At 66.7% G+C, this 21151-nt stretch carries 15 protein-coding genes; 9 read left to right on the top strand and 6 right to left on the bottom strand.

Annotated features, from left to right (window positions below):
- Nucleotides 1–22: 22 nt before the first annotated feature.
- Nucleotides 23–1420 carry a hypothetical protein gene (locus tag NPJ82_RS08220; RefSeq protein WP_342656970.1) on the bottom strand — a complete coding sequence of 466 codons (1398 nt, stop codon included), beginning with the start codon at nt 1418–1420 and terminating at the stop codon, nt 23–25.
- Between the two features lie 152 nt (nt 1421–1572).
- Between NPJ82_RS08220 and glf the strand changes: the two genes are divergently transcribed.
- The gene (glf, locus tag NPJ82_RS08215; RefSeq protein ID WP_342656969.1) at nt 1573–3849 is read left to right on the top strand and encodes a UDP-galactopyranose mutase; all 2277 of its coding nucleotides are present in this window, start codon (nt 1573–1575) and stop codon (nt 3847–3849) included.
- A gap of 4 nt (nt 3850–3853) precedes the next feature.
- On the opposite strand, the gene NPJ82_RS08210 is transcribed toward glf, so the two are convergent.
- Nucleotides 3854–5356: a tryptophan halogenase family protein gene (locus tag NPJ82_RS08210; protein WP_342656968.1), complete on the bottom strand. Its 1503-nt coding sequence runs from the start codon at nt 5354–5356 to the stop codon at nt 3854–3856.
- Nucleotides 5357–5424: 68 nt separating this feature from the next.
- Nucleotides 5425–8502, bottom strand: a complete 3078-nt coding sequence (locus NPJ82_RS08205; RefSeq protein WP_342656967.1) for a TonB-dependent receptor — start codon at nt 8500–8502, stop codon at nt 5425–5427.
- A gap of 360 nt (nt 8503–8862) precedes the next feature.
- On the opposite strand from NPJ82_RS08205, the gene NPJ82_RS08200 reads away from it, so the two are divergent.
- The 3 genes from NPJ82_RS08200 to NPJ82_RS08190 all read left to right on the top strand — a co-directional run bounded on the left by NPJ82_RS08200 (nt 8863) and on the right by NPJ82_RS08190 (nt 11039).
- On the top strand, nt 8863–9897 hold the full coding sequence (locus NPJ82_RS08200) for an AI-2E family transporter (RefSeq protein ID WP_342656966.1): 1035 nt from the start codon (nt 8863–8865) through the stop codon (nt 9895–9897).
- The gene (locus NPJ82_RS08195) at nt 9894–10682 is read left to right on the top strand and encodes a formate/nitrite transporter family protein (RefSeq protein ID WP_342656965.1); all 789 of its coding nucleotides are present in this window, start codon (nt 9894–9896) and stop codon (nt 10680–10682) included. Before NPJ82_RS08200 ends, NPJ82_RS08195 begins: the two co-directional genes overlap by 4 nt.
- 114 nt (nt 10683–10796) lie before the next feature.
- A complete protein-coding gene (locus tag NPJ82_RS08190) occupies nt 10797–11039 on the top strand; it encodes a hypothetical protein (RefSeq protein ID WP_112383952.1) in 243 nt (80 codons plus the stop codon).
- A gap of 42 nt (nt 11040–11081) precedes the next feature.
- On the opposite strand, the gene NPJ82_RS08185 is transcribed toward NPJ82_RS08190, so the two are convergent.
- Complete coding sequence (locus tag NPJ82_RS08185) at nt 11082–12107, bottom strand: polysaccharide deacetylase family protein (protein WP_342656964.1); 1026 nt, start codon at nt 12105–12107, stop codon at nt 11082–11084.
- Nucleotides 12108–12116: 9 nt separating this feature from the next.
- Nucleotides 12117–13901, bottom strand: a complete 1785-nt coding sequence (locus tag NPJ82_RS08180; protein WP_342656963.1) for a hypothetical protein — start codon at nt 13899–13901, stop codon at nt 12117–12119.
- Nucleotides 13902–14089: 188 nt separating this feature from the next.
- Between NPJ82_RS08180 and NPJ82_RS08175 the strand changes: the two genes are divergently transcribed.
- Nucleotides 14090–14557, top strand: a complete 468-nt coding sequence (locus NPJ82_RS08175; RefSeq protein WP_112383955.1) for an Lrp/AsnC family transcriptional regulator — start codon at nt 14090–14092, stop codon at nt 14555–14557.
- A 444-nt stretch (nt 14558–15001) separates the two neighbouring features.
- Here the strand turns inward: NPJ82_RS08175 and NPJ82_RS08170 are convergent, their stop codons facing one another.
- On the bottom strand, nt 15002–16297 hold the full coding sequence (locus NPJ82_RS08170; protein ID WP_112383956.1) for a hypothetical protein: 1296 nt from the start codon (nt 16295–16297) through the stop codon (nt 15002–15004).
- A 157-nt stretch (nt 16298–16454) separates the two neighbouring features.
- Between NPJ82_RS08170 and yaaA the strand changes: the two genes are divergently transcribed.
- From yaaA to NPJ82_RS08150, 4 genes are all read left to right on the top strand, one after another.
- Complete coding sequence (gene yaaA, locus NPJ82_RS08165; protein WP_342656962.1) at nt 16455–17195, top strand: peroxide stress protein YaaA; 741 nt, start codon at nt 16455–16457, stop codon at nt 17193–17195.
- Nucleotides 17192–17881 carry an SDR family NAD(P)-dependent oxidoreductase gene (locus NPJ82_RS08160; RefSeq protein ID WP_342656961.1) on the top strand — a complete coding sequence of 230 codons (690 nt, stop codon included), beginning with the start codon at nt 17192–17194 and terminating at the stop codon, nt 17879–17881. The genes yaaA and NPJ82_RS08160 overlap by 4 nt, the downstream gene beginning before the upstream one ends.
- Before the next feature lie 149 nt (nt 17882–18030).
- Nucleotides 18031–20781 (top strand): DNA gyrase subunit A, encoded by a 2751-nt coding sequence (gene gyrA / locus NPJ82_RS08155; RefSeq protein WP_112383959.1) that lies wholly within the window; start codon nt 18031–18033, stop codon nt 20779–20781.
- Nucleotides 20778–21128 carry a DUF952 domain-containing protein gene (locus NPJ82_RS08150; RefSeq protein ID WP_342656960.1) on the top strand — a complete coding sequence of 117 codons (351 nt, stop codon included), beginning with the start codon at nt 20778–20780 and terminating at the stop codon, nt 21126–21128. Before gyrA ends, NPJ82_RS08150 begins: the two co-directional genes overlap by 4 nt.
- The last annotated feature ends 23 nt before the right edge of the window (nt 21129–21151 follow it).

Raw genomic sequence — 21151 nt, 5'->3', positions numbered from 1 at the left:
CTCCCGGCGGCCGGCCCCGCCCTCAACCGATCCTGCGCACCGCAAAGGCCCGGTCACCGCACACCGCCTCCGCAGTGAAACGGAGCAACCCACCGGACGCGACATGCTCGGCGCTGGCGATCACCCGCCCCGCCTCGGTATCCCAGTCCGTCACCCGGTAGCGCCCGTTCGGCCTCGCGAGTTCCACCCTGGCCGGCTTTCCCGGCGCCCGGTCGACCCGCCCGTCCGGCAACAAGGCCCGCCGCCGCACGATCCAGGCGACCGCCTGGGCATCATCGCCGCATGCAAAGCCGTGATGGCCCCGCGCCGAAATCGCCACCGGCACCCGCCGCATGTGTCGCCAGTCGATCAGCGACAGGAACGCCGCCATCGCCCGCTGCGCCTGGCGCATCCCCGGCGTCAGCACATGGGGATGCCGGTTGGGCCAGCGCATCCCGCCGCCCACCCCGCCAGCCGCCAGATGCGCCCAGCTCATATGCCGGAAATACTCGTCGTCGAACGCTTCGGGCAGCGTCTGATGCTTGTCCTTGAAGCGGTGGATGGGACCGTGTTCGGTGTCCAGGAAGGGGCGGCCGTCGGTGATCTCCGCCAGGCATTGCTGCACCACCTCGCCCATCGCCAGCGCCGGCGCGACGGTGTCGCGCGGATCGTCGATCGCGCCGTGGCGATAGATGTGGATCGATGCGAAATCGAGATCGGGGTGGCGAAAGATCGGCTCGGCGATCGGCAGGTCGGGCCGGGTCCACCATTCCGGCCCGAACAGCGAGACGGTTTGCGGATGCGACCGGCCATAAAGCCGCTGTTCCAGCCGGCGGACATGCTGCGACAGGTCGGCGATGAACGCCCCGAAGCCGTCCGCCCTGCCCTGCGCCTGTGCGGGATGGATTTCGTTCCACAGGTCCCAGGCGAACAGCGCGCCCGATCCGCCCCAGCGCTCGACGATGAACGACAGCCGCGCCTTGATCGCGGCGCGGGTCTCTGGGCACAGCAACAGGCGCGACGGGTGATCCAGCGGCCCACCATGCGCCGCGTTCCACGGGTGGTGCCGCCAGTGCAGCCACATCCAGAACGTATCCACCGGGGTCAGCAGGATGCGCATCCCCACCCGCTCGCACATCGCGAACAGGTCGTCCCACAGCCGCACCATCGCGGGCACCGCGGTGCCGGCCGGCCGTTCGAAATAACGATGCCGCACCTGCGCATATTCGATCATCAGCCGCAGGCAGGTGACGCCGTGTTCGACCAGCCAGCGCAGATGCGCCTCCACCGCGGGCAGGTCGCGGCGCCGGAACAGCCCTGCGAGTTCGGGCCAGCTGATCGCGTCGTTCTGCCCGATCGGGGTCCAGTCGCCGCCGTCCCCGTCGATGAAATAGGGCGCGTCCGGGGCGACGGCGATCCACGACAGGCTGTTTTTCGACATAGCCGTGCTGTGCCAGCGCCGGACCGAGGGGCCAACGGCCAAGTTGTTGACATCGGTTAGCGTCTGTCGCCGCGGGACGCGCTACGCCCGGTACGGGCGGGGGCCCGGGAGATACAGATTTGCGCATTCCGCCTGTCGCTGACGACATGCCCATGGGTGGCCTTCCTACCGGCGGCGTCGCGCCGCTGCTGCTGTGCTTCTGCCACTTGCGCTGGGATTTCGTGTTCCAGCGTCCTCAACATCTGATGACGCGGTTTGCCGCCACCCACCGGGTGGTGGTGTGGGAAGAGCCGATCGTCGGTGGCGACGACGCGCCGCGTCTCGCCCTGCGTGCCGCCGGGCCGCTCCATGTCGTCACGCCGCATCTGCCCCACGGCCTGTCCGGCGAGGATGCGAACACCGCCCTGCGCCGCCTGCTCGACGACTTTCTGGCGCTGGAAGGTACCGTGGCGATCCGCTGGTACTACACACCGATGATGCTCAGCTTTTCGCGCCATGTCGGCTCGGCGTGCACCGTCTATGACTGCATGGACGAGCTATCCGCGTTCCGCTTCGCGCCGCCCGAACTGCTGGCGCTGGAAACCGAGCTGCTCGCCGCGGCCGATCTGGTCTTCACTGGCGGCTACAGCCTGTACGAGGCCAAGCGGGAGCGTCATCCGGATGTGCGCCCCTTCCCGTCCAGCGTCGACGTCGCCCATTTCGCCACCGCGCGCGATGTCGAACCGGGCCGGGCGCCGGCCGCGCGCTTCGGCTTCTACGGCGTGCTGGACGAACGCATGGACCTCGACCTGCTCGCCGAGCTGGCCGATGCCCGTCCCGACTGGACGATCGAGATGGTCGGCCCGGTCGTAAAGATCGACCCCGCCGACCTGCCGCAGCGGGCCAACATCGTCTATCCGGGCCAGCGCAGCTATGACGAGTTGCCCGCCACCATCGCCCGCTGGGACGTGGCGCTGATGCCGTTCGCGCTGAACGAGGCGACCCGCTTCATCAGCCCGACGAAAACGCCCGAATATCTCGCTGCCGGCCGCCCGGTCGTGTCCACCCCCATCGTCGATGTCGCGCGGCATTACGGCACGCTCGACGCGGTCAAGATCGCCGGCCGGGGTGCTCGCTTCATCCAGGCGTGCGAAGAGGCGCTGGCACTGGTTCGCGGCAACACTCGCGACTGGCGCGATGCCGCCGATACCGTCCTCGCCGCCACCTCCTGGGACGCGACAGCGGCCGAGATGATGGCGGCGATCGACGAGGCGACCGCCGCCAGCGCGCATCTGGCCGCGCAGGGGCAGCGCCCGCATTACGATTATCTGGTGGTCGGCGCGGGTTTTGCCGGCGCGGTGATGGCCGAGCGGCTCGCGGCGGACGGCGGCAAGCGCGTGCTGGTCGTCGATCGGCGCCCGCACATCGCCGGCAACGCCTATGACGTGGCGGATGCCGCCGGCATCCTGATCCACCAATATGGCCCGCACATCTTTCACACCAATTCGGATGAGGTGTTCGCCTATCTGTCGAACTTCACCCGGTGGCGCGCCTATGAGCACCGGGTGCTGGCCGATGTCGACGGCCGGCGCGTTCCCGTGCCGATCAACCGCACGACGCTGAACGCGCTCTACGATGCCGGGCTGGAAACCGATGCGGACGCCGCCGCCTTTCTTGCCGCCCGCGCCGAGCCGGTGGCGCAGGTGCGCACGTCGGAGGATGTGGTCGTCTCGGCGGTCGGGCATGAACTCTACCGCACCTTCTTTCGCGGCTATACCCGCAAGCAATGGGGGCTGGACCCGAGCGCGCTCGACAAATCGGTCACCGCGCGCGTGCCGACCCGCACCTCGACCGACGATCGCTATTTCACCGACCGGCATCAGGCGATGCCCGCCGCCGGCTTCACCGCGATGTTCGCCGCGATGCTGGATCATCCCAACATCACCGTGCTGACGGGCACCGACTTCGCCGAGGCGGCGGCGGCGGTGTCCTATGACCGGCTGGTCTATACCGGGCCGATCGACGAATATTTCGGCTATTGCCACGGCCGGCTGCCGTATCGCTCGCTTCGCTTCGAACACCGGACGCTGCCCGTCGAGCGGCATCAGGAGGTCGCCGTCGTCAACTATCCGGACGAGGCGGTGCCGCACACACGCATCACCGAATACAAGCACCTGACCGGGCAGCGCTCACCGGTCACCAGCATCACGATCGAATATCCGGCGGCCGAGGGCGATCCCTATTATCCGATCCCGCGGCCCGAAAACTATCAGCTTTACAAGCGGTACGAGGCGCTTGCCCTGGCCGTGCCCGACGTGATCTTCGTCGGCCGCCTCGCCACCTACCGTTACTACAACATGGACCAAGTGGTCGGACAGGCGCTCGCCACCTACCGCCGCCTGAAGACCGGGCACGCCGACATCGCCCCCGCCTCCGCCGCCCCCGCCTGACGCTTCAACCCGCCGCCACGCGCGCCAGAAACCGGTCATGCCGCTCCCCATGCGCCAGCACCCGCGCGATCGACGCGCGGATGCTGGCCAGGTGCCCCGACAGGGCCGGCATCGGATAAGCGTCGGCCAGCATGCTATGGTGCGCCGGCAACTGGTTCAGCCCGGCATAGAGGCTGAGCCAGCTCGGATCCTGGAAGCTTTCCCATTCATAGCGCACGAACTCGCCGCAGGCGCGCCAGCCGTCCAGCTTCATCCGCAGGTGGTCGGGTGGCTCGATCGCGCGCATCCGGTCCCAGAAGGGTTCGCCGATACGGCGGTTGAACATGTAGTGGATCAGCAGGAAATCGCGGATCCGCTCGAACTCCAGCACCGACTGCCGGTTGTAGACGGCCGCCAGACGGGGATCGATATCCCGCTGCGGCCAGAGCTGGACCAGGCGTTGCAGGCCGGACTGGACGAGCGAGATGCTGGTCGATTCCAGCGGTTCGAGGAACCCCGACGCCAGACCGACGCCGACGACATTGCGGTGCCACACCTCGGCGCGGTGGCCGGGGGTAAAGCGAAGCCGGTTGGCATTGCCGAGCGGCGCGCCCTCCAGCCGGTCGCGCAGCGTCTGCTCCGCCTCGTCGTCCGTCACATGGTCCGAACAATATACATACCCATTGCCGATCCGGTGCTGCAACGGGATATGCCACTGCCACCCCGCGGGCAGCGCCGTCGCGGTCGTGCGCGGATGCATCGTCGCACCCGCCGGCGCGCACGGCATCGCCACCGCGCGATCACAAGGCAACCATTCCCGCCAGTCGCGATACGGAACGCCCATCGCCTCGCCCAGCAACAGGCTGCGAAATCCCGAACAGTCGATCCATAGATCGCCTTGGACGACGGCTCCCGACTCCAGCCGCACGCCGCTTACGTCACCGCTTTCCGGATCACGCATCACCGCATCGATGCGGGCGGGGACATGGCGCACGCCATTGGCGATGGCCAGGCGGCTGAGCAGATGGGCAAAGCGCACCGCGTCGAAGTGCAGCGCAAAGTTGAAATGGCCCAGGTCGTTCTCGGGCCGGTCGGGCGGCGCGAGGAACAGGCCGTGGTCGGCAAGCTGCGTCGCCAGGCAATAGGCGTCGAGCGGCGTCGCGTCGCCCGCTGCCCGTGCACGCAACCAGTGATGATGGAAGGGCACGCCCCCGGCCGGCACCCCGTACAGGCCAAAGGGATGAAAGAAGGCATGCCCCTTCGTCCGCCAGTCGACGAAGCGGATGCCGTATTTGATCGTGCCCTCGGTTTCGCGCAGCACCTCCGGCTCGCCGAGTTCGACCGCGGCCAGGAAATCGCGGATCGCCGGCACCGTCGCCTCGCCGACGCCGACCGTGCCGATCGCCGGGCTCTCGATCACCGTGATGTCGGGGCGCAGATGCGACAGGCGCCGCGCCAGATAGGTGGCGGCCATCCATCCCGCGGTGCCCCCGCCGACGATGACGATGGAGCGTAACGGATCGCTCATGCACTGGGCTCCTGACGCCGGCTGTGCTGCCCGTCATAGACGAACGGCGCAGCCGGCCAAGGGGCGTTTCAGAAGCGTGCGCGCACGCCCGCGATGAAGCGACGCTCGTAGATGTTCTCGTTGAACACCTGGTCCTTCCACGTCAGGTAATAGCGCTCCGTCTCGCCGGTCAGGTTCGACGCCTGGCCATAGATCGTCAGATACGGCAGGATGTCGTAGCTGACCGAGGCATCGAGATAGTTGGTCGGCTGCTGATACTGGGCCAGCCCCGAGATGCCGCCGTAATCGGAAGAAACGAGACGCTTCGAGCGATAGTTATAGGCGACGCGCGCCTGGAAGCCATCTTGCTCGTACCAGAGCGCGGCGTTCACCTGATGCTTGGAATTGTCCTGGAAGGGCTGCTTGTTGCCCGCCAGATCGACCCGGCCCGTCTCGCCCAGCGACAGGGTATAGTTGGCATCCACGCCGAAGCCGCCGAACAGGCCGTTCACGCCGTAATCGGCCAGCGACTGCCGCGCCGAGACCTCGATGCCCTTCAGCGTACCGCCATCGCCCTGCACCGACGTGCTGACCGGCACCTCGCGGCGGATCACGCCGTCATTGTCGGGAATGTCGTTGCGGAACACGGTGGCGTGGGCGATGAAGCTGTCCACCGCGATGTGGAACGCGCCGATCGCGACCAGGCTGGAGCGGCCGGTATAATATTCCAGGCTCGCCTCGACATTGTCCGCACGCCACGGGTTGAGCTGCGGATTGCCGCCGAGCGAGGCCGACTGCGCCTCGAACCGCGACGGCGTGATCGAGGTGTTGATCGCATAGTTGACGTTCAGCGCGCCGCCCCACTGGTCGAAGTTCAGCAGCGTCATCGTCTTGGCATAGGAACCGCGCAGGCGCAGCTTCTCGGTCAGATCGAACGCGATGTTGAACGCCGGCAGGAAGTCGGTGAACTCACGCCGCGTCAGGATGTCGCCGGCGTCCTGCCCCGACACGCCGTAGGGCTGCGGCAGGCCGACGATGTTCTGGCGCACGGTGAAGCGCGTGTTGACGATGCGCAGGCCGCCATTAGCGCGGTAGGGCAGGCCCAGCAACTCGCCCTCGCCGCTCACCTCGGCATAGCCCGAGGCCTGGCGCAGATCGATGTCGAACGAGTTGGCCGGGTTCACATTCTCGCGCAGGCCCGGATAGAAGTTGCCGATGAACGCCGCGGGATTGTCCAGCGCCTTGGGATCGATCGTGTAGACCTGCGGCGCGCCGGAGGCGGGCAGGCTGACGCGCTTCAGGATTTCGGCGAAACGCGGGTCGTTGGCCTGCGCGGCGAAGCCCGCGGTGTAGGGCAGGCCGGCGGAATCGGCGACGCGGCATGCGCCATCGGCCAGGTTCACGTCGATCGCCAGCCACTTGACCAGGCAACCGCCGGCCGGGTTCGCCGGATTGTCGGTGTTGCCGGCATAAAGCGGCGCGACGCGCTCGAAATTATACTGCGACACGCTGCGCTCGCTGTAGCGGCCGCCGAACTTCACCTTGATCTGGTCGGTCGGGCTCCACTGCGCATCGGCACGCAACGCCCAGATGTCGCCCTGGCGCCGGAAGTTGTTTTCCGACGACATGGTCTTGAAGCCATAGCGCGACGGGTCCTCGACCTGCGACAGGAACGAGGCCGGATAGGTGAAGACCGGCTGGCCGCTGCTATAGTCGATCGTCGCCTGCTGGCTGTAGGCCTGATAGCCGCCGGGGTTGAACGCAACGTCGCCGGTCGGATAGTTGCCGATGCCGTTATAGCCCCATTGCGACCCGTTGCCGAGGACGAAGGTGGCATAGCCATTGTCGATGCGCTGCGTCGCCTTGCCATAGATGCCGCGAACGGTGGCGGAGAAGGAGTCGCTCGGCTTCCAGTCGAGTTGCAGATTGTAGTTCTGCGACTCGCCCACCGTCTTGCGGTTCTCCGAATAGGCTTCGACATTGGCGAGATCGTACAGATAGGTCTGCACGGTGTTGATGTTGTAGCCGTTGCGATCGACCGCACCCGTGTCGCGCGACCGCGTCGGCAGATAGGGCGACGACATCCAGTCGATCGCGTTGAACGCCAGGCCGGACAGCCGGTCATATTGCGTCTGCTTGGTATAGAAGCCATCGGCGGTCAGGCGCAGTGCGTCGTTGACCTCGAACTGCAGCGACGCGTTGGCGCCGAAGCGCTTGCGGCTGGTGATCCGGTTCCACGCGTTGTGGTTCTGCGGCGTGATGAAGGAGTCGTTGGCATCGCCGTCGCCGTTCACGTCGTAACCGGTGATCGCGCCCGCCGCATTGCGCACCGGCGTACCGCGGCTGACACCGTTGCGGCCGACTGCGAAGTCGCCCGGATTGGTGGCGCTGCCGCCTTCGTTGCGCAGCATCACGCCGAAATCCTGGATGCCGCGGAACGAGTTCGCCAGCGTCAGGTCGCTATAGGCGGCCGAGGCGAGCAGGCCGAAGCGACCCGAATTGTACGAGATCAGGCCATTGACCGATGGATTGAACTTCTCGGTCCGGTCGCCATACTGCGCCTCGGCCGCTGCCGCGACCGTCAGCCCCGGCTTCATGTCGAACGGCCGCCGGGTCAGCAGGTCGACCGTGCCCGACAACCCCGCCTGTTGCAGCGACGCCGTCGGCGTCTTGAACACGGTCGCGCCCGAGAAGAGCTGCGAGGGAATGTCGTTGAAGTTCGGCTGAACCGTGGTGACCGAGTTGGCGCCGAGGAATTCCTCGCCGTTGAACAGCGTCGTCACCTGCGGCAGGCCGCGGATGTTGATCGCGCCGCCCTCACCCGCTTCACGGCGGATCTGCACGCCGGGGATGCGCTGCAACGAGTCCGAGATGGTGACGTCGGGCAGCTTGCCGATATCCTGCGCGCTGATCGCCTCGACCACGCTGTCGGCGTTACGCTTCACCTCGATCGAGCGTGCCTGCGACGCACGAATGCCGGTGACGACGATGTCCGGTGCACTGTCGTCGGATTGGGTTGGCGCGGCGACCGGGTCCTGCGACGTGGTCGTCGCCTCGATCGTACCACCGGCGGTCTGTGCGGATGCCGATCCCAGCAATGCCGTCATCGCGATCGGCGAGGCCGCAGCCAGCATGACGAAGCGAAGCGGTGCCAACTTACTGGACATCAAGTCATCCTCCCTTTGGAACGTGATCGGTTCGACCATTATTATCGCGATTTGCTTTAATTAGCGGCCGTCAGAACTGTCAAGCGGCGGCGATCCCCCTAAAGGATGACAGCCACGTCGTTTTCACGTCCACGGAGGGTGCTAGGCTTCCCCGGTGTCAGGATGCCGCCCGAACCGCCTCAACCCTGCAGGCAACCAAGCGTACGAAGCGCGCGGGGGAACCGTTGCGGACCTTTCCGATCACCATTCGGTTGTATGAACTCCAGACACTGCAATCAACGCCATCCCGGCCCATGCAGGGGGCCTGCGCGACACCGGCAGACGTATGCACGTCACGCGACGGGAAGGTGAGAAGGGTTGATGAACATTCCCGACCGGCCGTCCCCACCATCCGATCGCAAGCAGATGGTTGCCGATTTTGCGTTACGGACCGTTGTGGCGATCGCCCTTGCGGCGTTGGCGTTGCTCCTGTGGTGGCTCCACGACATCGTGCTGCTGGTCTTCGCGGCCATTCTGGTCGCGGTCATCCTTCACGCCGCGGCAGCCGGCATCTGCCGCATCGTCCGTTTGCCGCGCAGTATTGCCCTGATCCTGGCAGGGCTGGTGATCGTCGCGGTGCTTGCCGGGGGCACCATGCTGTTCGGTCGGGAGATCGGCAGCCAGCTCGGCAAGCTGGGTGACAGCCTGCCGGCTGCGTGGCAGCGGTTCGCGCAGTGGATCGGCGAGGACCGGGTCAGGTCGGTGATGAACACCGCCATGCCAGACGGGTCCACCCTCGCCTCGATGGTGCAATCCGCGTTGGCCGTGGCATCCAGCGCGGTCTCCGGCCTGATCCTCGCCATTCTTGGCGGCATCTATCTGGCGGCCGACCCGGACAATTACCGGCGCGGCATGTTGGCGATGCTTCCGCACAGCGCGCAAGGCCCCGTGGGTGAGGCATCCGACGCTACCGCCAGGGCGCTGCGCAACTGGTTGCTGGGTCAACTGGTGTCGATGGCGGCGACCTTCACGGCCGTCCTGATCGGCCTCAGCGTTATCGGGGTGCCGTCCGCCCTGGCACTGGCGATCGTCGCCGGGCTGCTGGAATTCATCCCGCTGGTCGGTCCCTTTCTAGGCGCCATTCCGGCCTGTCTGCTTGCCCTGACCCTCGGGGTCGAGAGCTTTGCCTGGACGGTCGGCTTCTTCGTCGTCTGGCAACAGATCGAGGGCAACGCGATGGCGCCGCTGGTCATGCGATACGCGGTGTCGATCCCGCCGGCGGTAACGCTGTTTGCCTTGTTCATCGCCGGCGGCCTGTTCGGCGTGGTCGGCATCCTCCTCGGTGGTCCATTGACGGTCGCGGCTTGGGTGATGGTCAAGCATCTATGGGTGGATACGCGAAAGGCGAGCGCATGAACGATCCGACCGGCGCGAAGATCGCGCAAGCCGCGCCCGATGCCCTTGCCGACAAGGCGGAATTACCCTGGGCTCGGATGATGGTGCTGGCGATGCTGGCGGGAATGTTCATCGGCTTCGGCTCGATCGCCTTTCTGATCGTGCAGGCCAATGCGTATCCGATGACCAGCCCGGCCCAGCTTCTGTCCGGCGCCGCCTTTTCCGTCGGTCTGATCCTGGTGATGCTGACCGGTGCGGAGTTGTTCACCGGCAACACCATGTTCACCCTGCCCGCCGCCATGCATCGGCTGACCGGCCGGCGATTGTTCGCCGCCTGGATCGTCGCCTGGGCAGGCAATCTGGTCGGCAGTGTCGCGCTGGCGGCGCTGTTCACCGCAGCAGGCGGGCTGGAGGGATTGGAGGGCCATGTCGGCGAGGCGGCGGCCCGGGTGGCTCAGGACAAGCTCGATAAGGCGCCAGCCACGATCTTCGCCTCGGGTGTGCTGGCCAATATCCTCGTCTGTCTGGCGGTCTGGATGGCGATGTCCGCTGGCAGCATTCCGGCAAAGATACTGGCGATCATCGGGCCCGTGACGATCTTCGTGGCCGCTGGGTTCGAGCATTCGGTTGCCAACATGTCGCTGATCCCTATCGGCCTGATGGCCGGAACGAACGGCGGTGCTGTTTCGATCGGATCGAACCTCATTGTCAGCACGATCGGCAACATCGTCGGCGGCAGTCTGGTGTCACTCGCACTTGGCGTCGGTCACGGACAATCATTGTCAGGTGATGATCATGAAGAATAGGATTTGACGCCGATTCCGCATCCTGCGTTGTTTTTTTGATGATTTGCAGGAACACTGCGCGCGCTCGTCAGTTTACCGGGCGGGCGCGCACTGCGCAAAAAAGGGAGTTCCAGTATGAAGAAGCTTATCGGTTCGGCCATGGCTCTGTCGATGATCGCAACCCCGGTTGTCGCAGCCGCTGCTCCGGCCAACCCCGCTGCCAAGCTGTCGGTCGGCAAGGCACGTGCAGGCACTCCTTCGGCCAAGAGCAACAAGCTCGGCGGCGGCGGCATCCTCGCCGCGGTTCTGCTGGCTGGCATCGTTGCCATTCCGGTGATCGATATCGTCCGCAGCGACGACGATTCGGACAGCAACTAAGACCAATACGCCGGGCCGGAATGACTTCCGGCCCGGTTTGCCCTACCCCGTCACTGTCCGATCCGCCCCCGCCGGGCGTCGATCCAGCGACGCTAGAACGTCGTCCAGACTAGTCGGCACGGCACGCCTTCTTGCCAGATGATCCAAGATCATCTCCCACCATTCCCAAAACGCCGACAGGTCGCGCGCATCACGCACATAGGGTGTGTGTCCGGGGGCCAGCGACGGCGAATGGAATGAGAAGACCAGCAACTGCTCGCCCCCGGCAAGCAGGGCGTCGATTGCTGCAATAACCGCAGCCACCGGCATCCCCTCCGGGGTCAGTGCAACACGCGACATCATGCCGCTCCGCGCCATGCCTCCCCGAACGAGCGGCAAACGTGCGAGCTTCGGATAAATCCACGGCCCCTGACTGCGCGCCGCGCCGATGAATGCGGTGCTCAGCGGCAGTTCCAGCATGCCGTCGCGAACAAAGGCGGCAGGGCCGATCGCAGCGAAGTCCGGCCCATGGTGGTCACTGTAATCATGATAGGCGCGCACCGAACTGTCGATCCGGTATCCCCGCGCCGCCAGCATCCCCAGGGTGGATGGCCCCAGGCCATATCGACCGGAGCGAAAGGCAATGGGCGGCTGGCCAAACGCCTCGGTCAGCGCGTGGGTCAGATGATCGATCTTCGCCGCTTCCAGCGCGGGCGGCAGATTGCCGGCATAGCTGTTCCGCACACCGACCACTTCCTCGAACGGCGGCGTCACCCATCCATGAAGCTGCGCGCCGATCTTTGAGCGGCCGTCACCCGCCACGTCGCGCAGAATCGCGATGGCTCGGGGATCGGCCGCCATCGGCGCATCGACCATCATAGTCAGGGCCACGCCGGCGTCGGCAAATCGGCGATGTGCCGCCGGAAGGGCGCGGATGGCGGTCGTCGTATGGTCTGACCGGGTGAACGGCGCCGCCCAGTCGAACTCCTCCTCGACATCGACGAAGACCATGAACCGCCGGCCGAAATCGGCTGGCCAGCGCACCCGTTCGCCCCGCTCTACGGCCGGCATGCGAAAGGGGCCGCGCACCTGCGCCGCCTACAGCGTCGACGCCTGCTCCATCGGGCGCCCTGCCGCCGCGACCGGCAGACGCAGCGTCAACCGGTGCGTCCCGATCATCAGCCCGCCCCCCATCTCCGCCGCCAGCTTCTGCGCCAGACGCAGCGCGAAACCGGTACCCAGCAACGGCCCGCCCTCGCCCTCGCTCTCCTCCGGTGCCGCATCGAGCGACAGCAGCGACGCATCACCGTCGACCGGCAGCGCGATCGGCCGGTCGATCGTGATCGCTACCGCCCCGTCGCCCGCATCCGCCGCCACGATCCCGATCCGCTCCCCGATCACGCACGCGGACACCAGCGCCGCCATCAGACGCGCCACCAACCGCTCCACCGCCCGATCATCCGCCGCGACCGCCAGTCGAGCATCCGCCCCGTCCAGCACCACCTCACAATGCCGCAACCCCGCCAAAGGCGCCAGATCAGCCATGATCCGGTTCAGCAAAGGATACACCGGAACGACGCTAGGCCGCAGGTCCAGCGCATGCCCCTCGATCCGTGCGGCCGTGTCCAGATCCTCGACCGCCGCCAGCAGATCGCCGGCCAGTTGCCGGATCTCGGCTGCACGCGCGCGGTAGACGGCCGACACCGGACCCAGCAATTCGCTTTCGATCAACTCGGCGAAGCCGGCGACGGCGTTGGTGGGGGTGCGGAGTTCGTGGACGAGTTGGCGCAGGGAGTCTGAGGCAGTGGCCGGGGATGTGGGCGCGGTGCATTCGTCGGGGCGGGGGCGGCGGGCGGTGCCCTGGAGGCCGAGGAAGCGTCCGGTGAGGGGGTCGAAGGAGGGGACGCCCGAGACGCGCCAGGAGCCGGCGGCGTCGGAGCGGCCGCCAACCTGTAACCGCGCGTCGCGAAAGGCGGAACGCCGCCGGAACGCACCCGTGGCGACGCCGTCGAACTGCACATGGCCCTGCGCACTGGCGAGCGCGAAGCTGGCACCGACCAGGGCCGCGCGGGCGACGCCGTCGACCCAGCGGATGACGCCCTGCGCATCGGTTTCGAACCGGAAACGATCCTGCTCGGGTTCTTCGGAAAGCGGCGGCGGCGACACGCGCGGCTCCGCTTCGCGCTGACGGTTGAACGCGTCGATGCGGGCGACAAGATCGGCAATCTCGAAGCGTTGCGGCGGCCCCGCCGGCTCGGGCAACGGATCGGCACCGAGCGGCGCCTGCGTATCGGCGTGGAGCCGGGCGCGGGCGATAAGCGGCAGATCGCGGGCAACATCGCCGAGCGCCACGAACGAACTGTCCGAACGGGGGGTGGCGGGATCCGGGAACGGAGCGGATACAGCCGCCGGAGCAGGAGCCGTGGCCGCGGCGGCCACGGGCGCCTCCACCGGCTGATAGGGCAGGACGAAGTCGGTCGGCCCGAAGCTTTCCAGCCCGCGGCGCACCGCCTGCGACAGGTCGCGGCGGTGGCGCAGGACCGAGCGGCCTGCCGGCGTCAGCCGGGGCAGCAGGGCAAGCCAGTCCCCGTCATCCAGCGTTACGGTGCGCAACACGGGGCCGGTGATGGCGGGCAGGTCCTGTGCGAAGAAGGCGACCAGGGCAATCGGGGGCGTCGTCAGGGCCAGGGCGCGTGCGCTGGCGGCCCGCACCGCATCGGGCACATGCGGGCGCAGCGCGCGCAGACGCTCAATCGCGGCATCGTCGGCGGGAACGCGGCCACGGCCGATCAGGTCGACCAACTGGCGCCATGACGACTGCGCGCCGAATCCGGTCGCCGTTTCGGCGGAAAGAACCGTCTTCAGGCTGTCGTCGAACCGCACGTGCTAACCCCTTGGCCGGACTGCCGAGCGCAGCACCGATACTTCCGTCCTTACGCACGTCCGGTGCCGGGTGCAAAGGCTCAAAATAAGCACGTCGCAATGTGGGACAATTGCGTTTGTCCGCAATTTTCTTATGTATCGACGTTCCTATGGATTGGGAATGACGAGTATATGTGGAGTTTCGCGTAATGGCCTTTGATCGCATCGACCGGCAAATCCTGGCTTTGCTGCAAGATGACGGGCGGATGACCAATGTCGACCTGGCCGAACGCGTCGGACTGACCGCCCCGCCCTGCCTGCGCCGGGTTCGCGCGCTGGAGGAAGCCGGGGCGATCCGCGGCTATCATGCCGATCTGGATGCGGCACGACTGGGCTTCCCGATTACCGTCTTCGCGATGGTGTCGCTGCGCAGCCAGGCCGAGCATGATCTGGCCGCGTTCGAGAATCACGTCGCGGGCATCCCCGAGGTTCGCGAATGTCACATGCTGAACGGTGAAATCGACTTCATTCTGAAGATCGTCGCGTCGGACCTGAAGAGCTTCCAGGAAATCCTGACGACGCACCTGACGCCGGCCCCCAATGTGGCGAGCGTCAAGACGTCGCTGACGATCCGTACCGCCAAGCAGGTTTCGGGGATTCCGGTCACGGTGGATTGAGGCGCGGGGGCCTGTCTCTCGATACGATGAACAGGTCGGATCGCCCCCCGGACGATCCTGAACATGCTGGGAGCATGTTCACCTGTTCATCTCGGTACGCAGCTTTGCTGCTACTCGACAGCTACTCGAGACGAACGGACTTAAGGGCGCTTGTCACGCGATTGATCGACGCCTGGGTGAGCCGCGGGGGATGTGCTTCGACTTCGCTCAGCACGAACGGATCAGAGTGGATTTCGATCGCCTTCGGTCACCCTCACCCTTCCGCGGCTGCGCCGCTCCCTCCAGCATCGGGAGAGGGAAAAGACGCTGAAGGCGGCGAAGGGTGAGCGCAACTACATCTGATCGAATTCGACCCTAGATGTGTGAGGCATCGCCTCACCACACTCCAGAAGCAAAAAGGGGCGGCCCGCGAGGACCGCCCCTTCTTCGTTGCCGGCTGCCTGATCAGGCGGCCTGCGAGTCCAGCCAGGTCGTCCAGAAGCCGGCCAGGTCGGCGCGGGGCGCCCCCTTGACGTTGGCGAAGGCGGCCTTGGCTTCGGCCTTGTTGCCCTGTGCTGCCAGCGCGATGCCGAGGCGGGTGTTGACCTCGTCGGCGTTCACGCCCCCCTTTTGCAGCGCGGCGCGGTACAGCTCGACCGCCTTGGCGTAGTTGCCCTGCCCGTAATAGGCCTCACCGGTGACTGCGGCGAGCTTGCCGTCGGCCGCGGCCAGGGCCTTCTTCTCGGTCGGGGCCAGCGATCCTTCCGCCTTGGCCTTGGCCGCGGAGTCCGCCAGCATCGCCTTCGCTGCGCTGTTGCCGGCCGGGATCTTGCCCGAGGCGGTGCCTTCGCGCAGCACGGCCTCCGCCTCTGCCGGCAGGCCCTTTTCCGACACGTTCTGGGCATATTCCAGATAGTCGTTCTGGTCGGCGAGCGACTTGGAGGTGCGCATCAGGCGGAACAGGTCGATCTTCTGGTTCTTGTCCAGCGTGGCGAGCGAGCCGGGCTGGAGACCATAGATCACCAGCGCGTCACGCCAGTTCTTCGAGGTCGGATAGGCAGCGATCCACTTGCGCATCCAGCCAAGCGTTTCCGGTACCATCTTGCGCTGGTTCGAACGCGCGATGGCGTAGCGGTAATAATCCTCCGGCGCCTTCTGGCCCGACGCGTTGATCTGCTGGATCGCGGCATCCAGATCGGCATTGGCACCCGCCACATCGCCGGTTTCCATCTTGGCCTTGACCATCAGGAGCGGCATTTGCGGATCGTTGTAGCCGAGCTGCTTGGCCTGCTGGAACATCTGCAAGGCGACCGGATACTGCTTGCCGTTATAGGCGAGCGCACCGCGACGGAACGCATAGCGCGCCTTGTCGGCCGGCGGGGTCGAGGCGTTGGCGATCAGCGTGTCGAGCGGCTTGGCCAGCACCGTTTCGTCGAGCGGCGCGTTAGGATTGGCGGCCTGCGCGCCGTACAGCTTGCCCGATTCCAGATCGTAGCGGAGCGCGGCGGCGATATACTTGTCGTCCTCGGTCTTGGCCGCGGCCTCGACGGCGGCGACCGCCGGCTCTGCCGCGGCATAGTCCTTGGCCTGGAGCAGCGGCTGCGCGGTCTGCGCGGCCTTCAGGGCATCCGGGCTCAGCTTCAGGCCGCCGGCTTCTTCCTTCTTGTTCTTCTGAGCAGCGGCCACCGGTGCCGTGACGGCAATCGTGCTGACGCCCGTGGCAAGCACCGCCATCAGTGCCAGCTTCGAGAACATCTTCATGCGGAATCTCTCCTGTTGAGCATCTTGCGCGTGGAAAAGGGTTAGGGCGCTTCTAGAGGCAGCCGCCCACCCATTCAAGCGAACCACCCCCTTTTGCCGATCGAACGCTGAACGCGGATTGAATAGCGAAGCTCCCGCCTGTAGCGCCGCTTTCACCATGATTGCCGTTATTTCGCCCGCCAAGACGCTCGATTACGACACCCCGCTGCCCGTCGATACCCGCACCCATCCGCGCCTTGCCGGGGACGCACAGACACTGGCCGCTGCTGCCGCAAAGCTGGGGGCCGAGGCGCTGGGCAGCCTGATGCGGATCTCCCCGGCGCTGGCGACGCTGAACGCGGAGCGCTTTCGCGACTTTGCCGATGCGCCCGAGCGGCCGGCGATGTTCGCCTTTGCCGGCGACGTCTATTCGGGGCTCGATGCCTATACGCTGGACGAGGCGCAGGTGGCGTTCGCACAGGATCATCTGCGGATGCTGTCGGGCCTGTACGGCCTGCTGCGCCCATTGGATGCGATGCGCCCCTACCGGCTGGAAATGGGAACGCGCTGGGCACCGGGGGGCACGAAGCTGACCGAATGGTGGGGGGACCGGATCGCGACCCTGCTGGAAGAGGATGTGGCGGCGGAAGGATCGGGAACGGTGCTGAATCTGGCGAGCCAGGAATATTGGCATGCGGTCAAGGGCCGCCTGCCCGCCGACATCCGCGTGATCGCGGTGGATTTCCGCGAAGGCGACCGTTTCGTCAGCTTCCACGCCAAGAAGGCGCGCGGGCTGATGGCACGCTGGCTGGTCGAGCACCGGGTGACCGACACGGACGCGATGCGCGGCTTCGATGCCGATGGCTATGCCTATGACGCGGCCGCGAGCAGCGCCGACCAGTGGACCTTCCGGCGATGAGCGCGAAACAGGCCGTGGTAATCGGCGCATCCGGCGGGATCGGTGCGGCGCTGGTCGAGGCGCTTCGCGACGAGGATATCGCAACCCGCGGCTTTGCGCGGTCCTTTGCCGGCGCGGATCATATCGACCTGGAGGACGAGGCCAGCATCGCGGCAGCGGCGGCTTCGCTCTCCAGCGCGCCCGATCTGGTGATCGTCGCGACCGGCCTGCTGCACGCGAGCGATCGGGGTCCCGAGAAGAGCATCGCGCACCTCGATCCCGCCTGGCTGCACCGGCAATTCGCGGTCAACGCGATCGGCCCCGCGCTGGTCGCCAAGCATTTCCTGCCGCTGATGCCGCGGGCCGGGCGCACCGTGTTTGCCGCCCTCTCCGCCCGCGTCGGCTCGATCTCCGACAACCGGCTCGGCGGATGGTATGGATACCGCGCCTCCAAGGCGGCGCTGAACCAGTTGGTGCGGACCGCCTCTGTCGAGGAGAAGCGACGCAACGACCGCTCCATCGTGGTCGCGCTGCACCCCGGCACGGTCGATACCGCATTGTCCAGGCCCTTTCAGGCCAATGTCCAGGCCGGGCGGCTGTTCGACGCCGGGCGCGCGGCGGTGCAGTTGCTGGACGTGATCGACGGGTTGCGGGTGATCGACAGCGGCAAGCTGTTCGACTGGGAGGGAAAAGAGGTTTCACCCTGACGGTGGCGGGGGCCTTGCGACAGTGTTTGCAACGACTTGGCCCCTGCCCCGCCCCCTCGCGCAGGCGCGCGTGCGCGGGGGTGGTCAGGCGCCTTCGGAGCGGCTAGGGATGTCGTTTCCCAACTGACACAAGCCTGAAAGTAGCTGCTTTGGCCGACGAGACGATGCTCGCGGAACCCTCCGACATTTCGACGATCTCGATCGTCGACGAAATGAAGTCGAGCTATCTCGACTATGCGATGAGCGTCATCGTGGCGCGTGCGCTGCCCGACGTGCGCGACGGCCTGAAGCCGGTGCATCGTCGCATCCTCTATTCGGCCGCGGAAAGCGGCTTCGTCGCCGGGCGCCCCTACCGCAAGTCCGCCCGCATCGTCGGCGACGTGATGGGTAAATACCACCCGCACGGCGACAGCGCGATCTATGACGCCCTGGCGCGCATGGCGCAGGACTGGTCGATGCGGGTGCCGTTGATCGACGGCCAGGGCAATTTCGGATCGATGGACCCCGATCCGCCCGCCGCGATGCGCTACACCGAGGCGCGCCTCGCCAAGGTCGCCAACACGCTGCTGGACGATCTGGACAAGGACACGGTCGACTTCCAGCCCAACTATGACGGGTCGGAGCGCGAGCCGCAGGTGTTGCCGGCGCAGTTCCCCAACCTGCTGGTCAACGGCGCGGGCGGCATTGCGGTCGGCATGGCGACCAACATCCCGCCGCACAATCTGGGCGAGGTGGTGAACGCCTGCCTCGCCTATATCGACAATGGCGCGATCACGATCGAGGAACTGATCGACATCGTCCCCGGCCCCGACTTCCCGACGGGCGCGGTGATCCTGGGGCGGGCCGGCGCGCGGTCGGCCTACAATACCGGGCGCGGCTCGGTCATCGTGCGCTCGCGCTACGAGATCGAGGAAGGGCGCGGCGACCGCCGCTCGATCGTGCTGACCGAGATCCCCTACCAGCAGGGCAAGAACGCGCTGGTCGAGAAGATCGCCGAGGCCGCCAAGGAAAAGCGGATCGAGGGCATCAGCGACATTCGCGACGAGTCGAACCGCGAAGGCGTGCGCATCGTCATCGACCTGAAGCGCGACGCGACGCCGGAGGTGGTGCTGAACCAGCTCTGGCGGCACACGCCTGCGCAATCGAGCTTTGCCGCCAACATGCTGGCGATCCGCGGCGGCCGCCCCGAGCTGCTCAACCTGCGCGACATCATCCAGGCTTTCGTGCAGTTCCGCGAGCAGGTGATCACCCGCCGCTCCAAATACGAGCTGAACAAGGCGCGCGAGCGGGCGCATATCTTGCTGGGTCTGGTCATCGCGGTGACCAATCTGGACGAGATGGTGCGGATCATCCGCGGATCGTCCTCGCCCGCCGCCGCGCGCGAGGCGCTGCTGGCGCGCGAATGGCCGATCGCCGAGATCGCGCCCTATATCCGGCTGGTCGAGGCGGTCGACGTCGAGGTGACGGGCGACAGCTACCGCCTGTCGGACACGCAGGTGCGTGCGATCCTCGACCTGCGCCTCCACCGCCTGACTGCGCTGGGCCGCGACGAGATCGGCGAGGAACTGCAGGCGCTGGCCGCCTCGATCGCCGAGCTGCTGGAAATCCTGGCGAACCGGGCCAAGCTGTACGAGGTGATGCGCGGCGAGCTGGTGGCGGTGCGCGACCAGTTCGCGACGCCGCGCCGCTCCGAGATCGCCGCGGCCGCCGACGGCATCGATGACGAGGATCTGATCGAGCGCGAGGACATGGTCGTGACCGTGACCATGCAGGGCTATATCAAGCGCACCTCGCTCGACAGCTTCCGCGCGCAGAACCGCGGCGGCAAGGGCCGCTCGGGCATGGCGACCAAGGACGAGGATGTCGTCACGCAGTTGTTCGTGACCTCGACGCATACGCCGGTGCTGTTCTTCTCCACCCACGGCAAGGTCTATCGCTACAAGGTCTGGCGCCTGCCCGAGGGCGGCCCCGCGACGCGCGGGCGGCCAATGGTCAACCTCCTGCCGCTGGCGCCGGGCGAGACGATCTCGACGGTGCTGCCGCTGCCCGAGGACGAGGCGGAATGGGGTGCGCTGCACGTCATGTTCGCCACCGCCCGGGGCGCGGTGCGGCGCAACTCGATGGACGCGTTCACCAACGTGCCCTCGAACGGCAAGATCGCGATGCGGTTCGAGGAGGAGAGCGAGGACCGGCTGATCGGCGTCGCGCTGCTGGGGGCGGGCGACGACGTGCTGCTCGCCACCCGCTGCGGCAAGGCGATCCGCTTCGCCGCCGACGATGTGCGCGAGTTCCAGAGCCGTACCGCGACGGGCGTGCGCGGCATCGCGCTGAAGGGCGAGGACGAGGTGATCTCGCTGTCCGTCCTCCACCGGGTCGGCACCACCTCCGAGGAGCGCGAGGCGTATCTGCGCTTCGCCCCCTGGAAGGGGGAGAAGGAAGGCGAGCCGGAGCTGCCGCCCGAGCGGTACGAGGAACTGCGCGCCGCCGAGCAGTTCATCCTGACGGTGTGCACCAACGGCTATGGCAAGCTCAGCTCGGCCTATGAATATCGCCGCACCGGCCGCGGCGGCCAGGGGATCACCAACATCGACAACATCGCCCGCAACGGCGATGTCGTCGCCAGCTTCCCGGCGACCAAGGGGCACCAGTTGATGCTGGTGACCGACCAGGCCAAGCTGATCCGCATGTCGCTGGCATCCCTGCGGGTCATCGGTCGCGGCTCGGCGGGCCTGCGCCTGTTCAACGTGGCGGCGGACGAGCATGTCGTGTCGGCGGCGCGGATCGAGGAAACCGAGGACGAGGCGGAGGCCAATCTGGCCGATGAGACCCCGGTGATCGATGCACAGGACGATGCAACGGTCGGCGACGACCTGAGCCAGGGCCCGGAGGATGGCGAATGACGCACCCGACCACTGCATACAAGGTGCTGACCGCCGAGCAGATGGCGGCGCTGGAGACCGACGGGGTGTTCACCGGCGCACCCGTCGATCGGCAGGACGGCTACATCCACCTGTCCACCGCCGCGCAACTGACGGAGACGGTGGACAAGCATTTCGCCGGGCAGAGCGACCTGCACGTCGCGGCCGTCGATCTGGAGGCGATGGGCGACGCGGTACGATGGGAGGAAAGCCGCGGCGGACAGCTGTTCCCGCATCTTTATGCCGATCTGCCGCTGAATGCGGTCGTCGCCTACAGCCCGCTGAAGCGCGACGACGACGGCACCGCGCGCCTGCCGGTTACCGGATAAGTCGTCCCGGCAGCAGGAAACAC

The sequence above is a fragment of the Sphingomonas sp. NY01 genome (genome assembly GCF_038809135.1).
Classification (GTDB): Bacteria; Pseudomonadota; Alphaproteobacteria; order Sphingomonadales; family Sphingomonadaceae; genus Sphingomonas; species Sphingomonas carotinifaciens.
The sequence above is the reverse complement of the archived record's forward strand: the minus strand, read 5'-3'. Positions and strand labels throughout refer to the sequence as shown.

Coding starts and splice junctions, on each gene's coding strand:
- NPJ82_RS08195 (WP_342656965.1), top strand. CDS start 9,894: ATGAACGATCCGACCGGCGCGAAGATCGCGCAAGCCGCGCCCGATGCC.
- NPJ82_RS08205 (WP_342656967.1), bottom strand. CDS start 8,502: ATGTCCAGTAAGTTGGCACCGCTTCGCTTCGTCATGCTGGCTGCGGCC.
- NPJ82_RS08210 (WP_342656968.1), bottom strand. CDS start 5,356: ATGAGCGATCCGTTACGCTCCATCGTCATCGTCGGCGGGGGCACCGCG.
- NPJ82_RS08150 (WP_342656960.1), top strand. CDS start 20,778: ATGACGCACCCGACCACTGCATACAAGGTGCTGACCGCCGAGCAGATG.
- NPJ82_RS08220 (WP_342656970.1), bottom strand. CDS start 1,420: ATGTCGAAAAACAGCCTGTCGTGGATCGCCGTCGCCCCGGACGCGCCC.
- NPJ82_RS08200 (WP_342656966.1), top strand. CDS start 8,863: ATGAACATTCCCGACCGGCCGTCCCCACCATCCGATCGCAAGCAGATG.
- NPJ82_RS08170 (WP_112383956.1), bottom strand. CDS start 16,297: ATGAAGATGTTCTCGAAGCTGGCACTGATGGCGGTGCTTGCCACGGGC.
- NPJ82_RS08190 (WP_112383952.1), top strand. CDS start 10,797: ATGAAGAAGCTTATCGGTTCGGCCATGGCTCTGTCGATGATCGCAACC.
- yaaA (WP_342656962.1), top strand. CDS start 16,455: ATGATTGCCGTTATTTCGCCCGCCAAGACGCTCGATTACGACACCCCG.
- glf (WP_342656969.1), top strand. CDS start 1,573: ATGGGTGGCCTTCCTACCGGCGGCGTCGCGCCGCTGCTGCTGTGCTTC.
- NPJ82_RS08160 (WP_342656961.1), top strand. CDS start 17,192: ATGAGCGCGAAACAGGCCGTGGTAATCGGCGCATCCGGCGGGATCGGT.
- NPJ82_RS08175 (WP_112383955.1), top strand. CDS start 14,090: ATGGCCTTTGATCGCATCGACCGGCAAATCCTGGCTTTGCTGCAAGAT.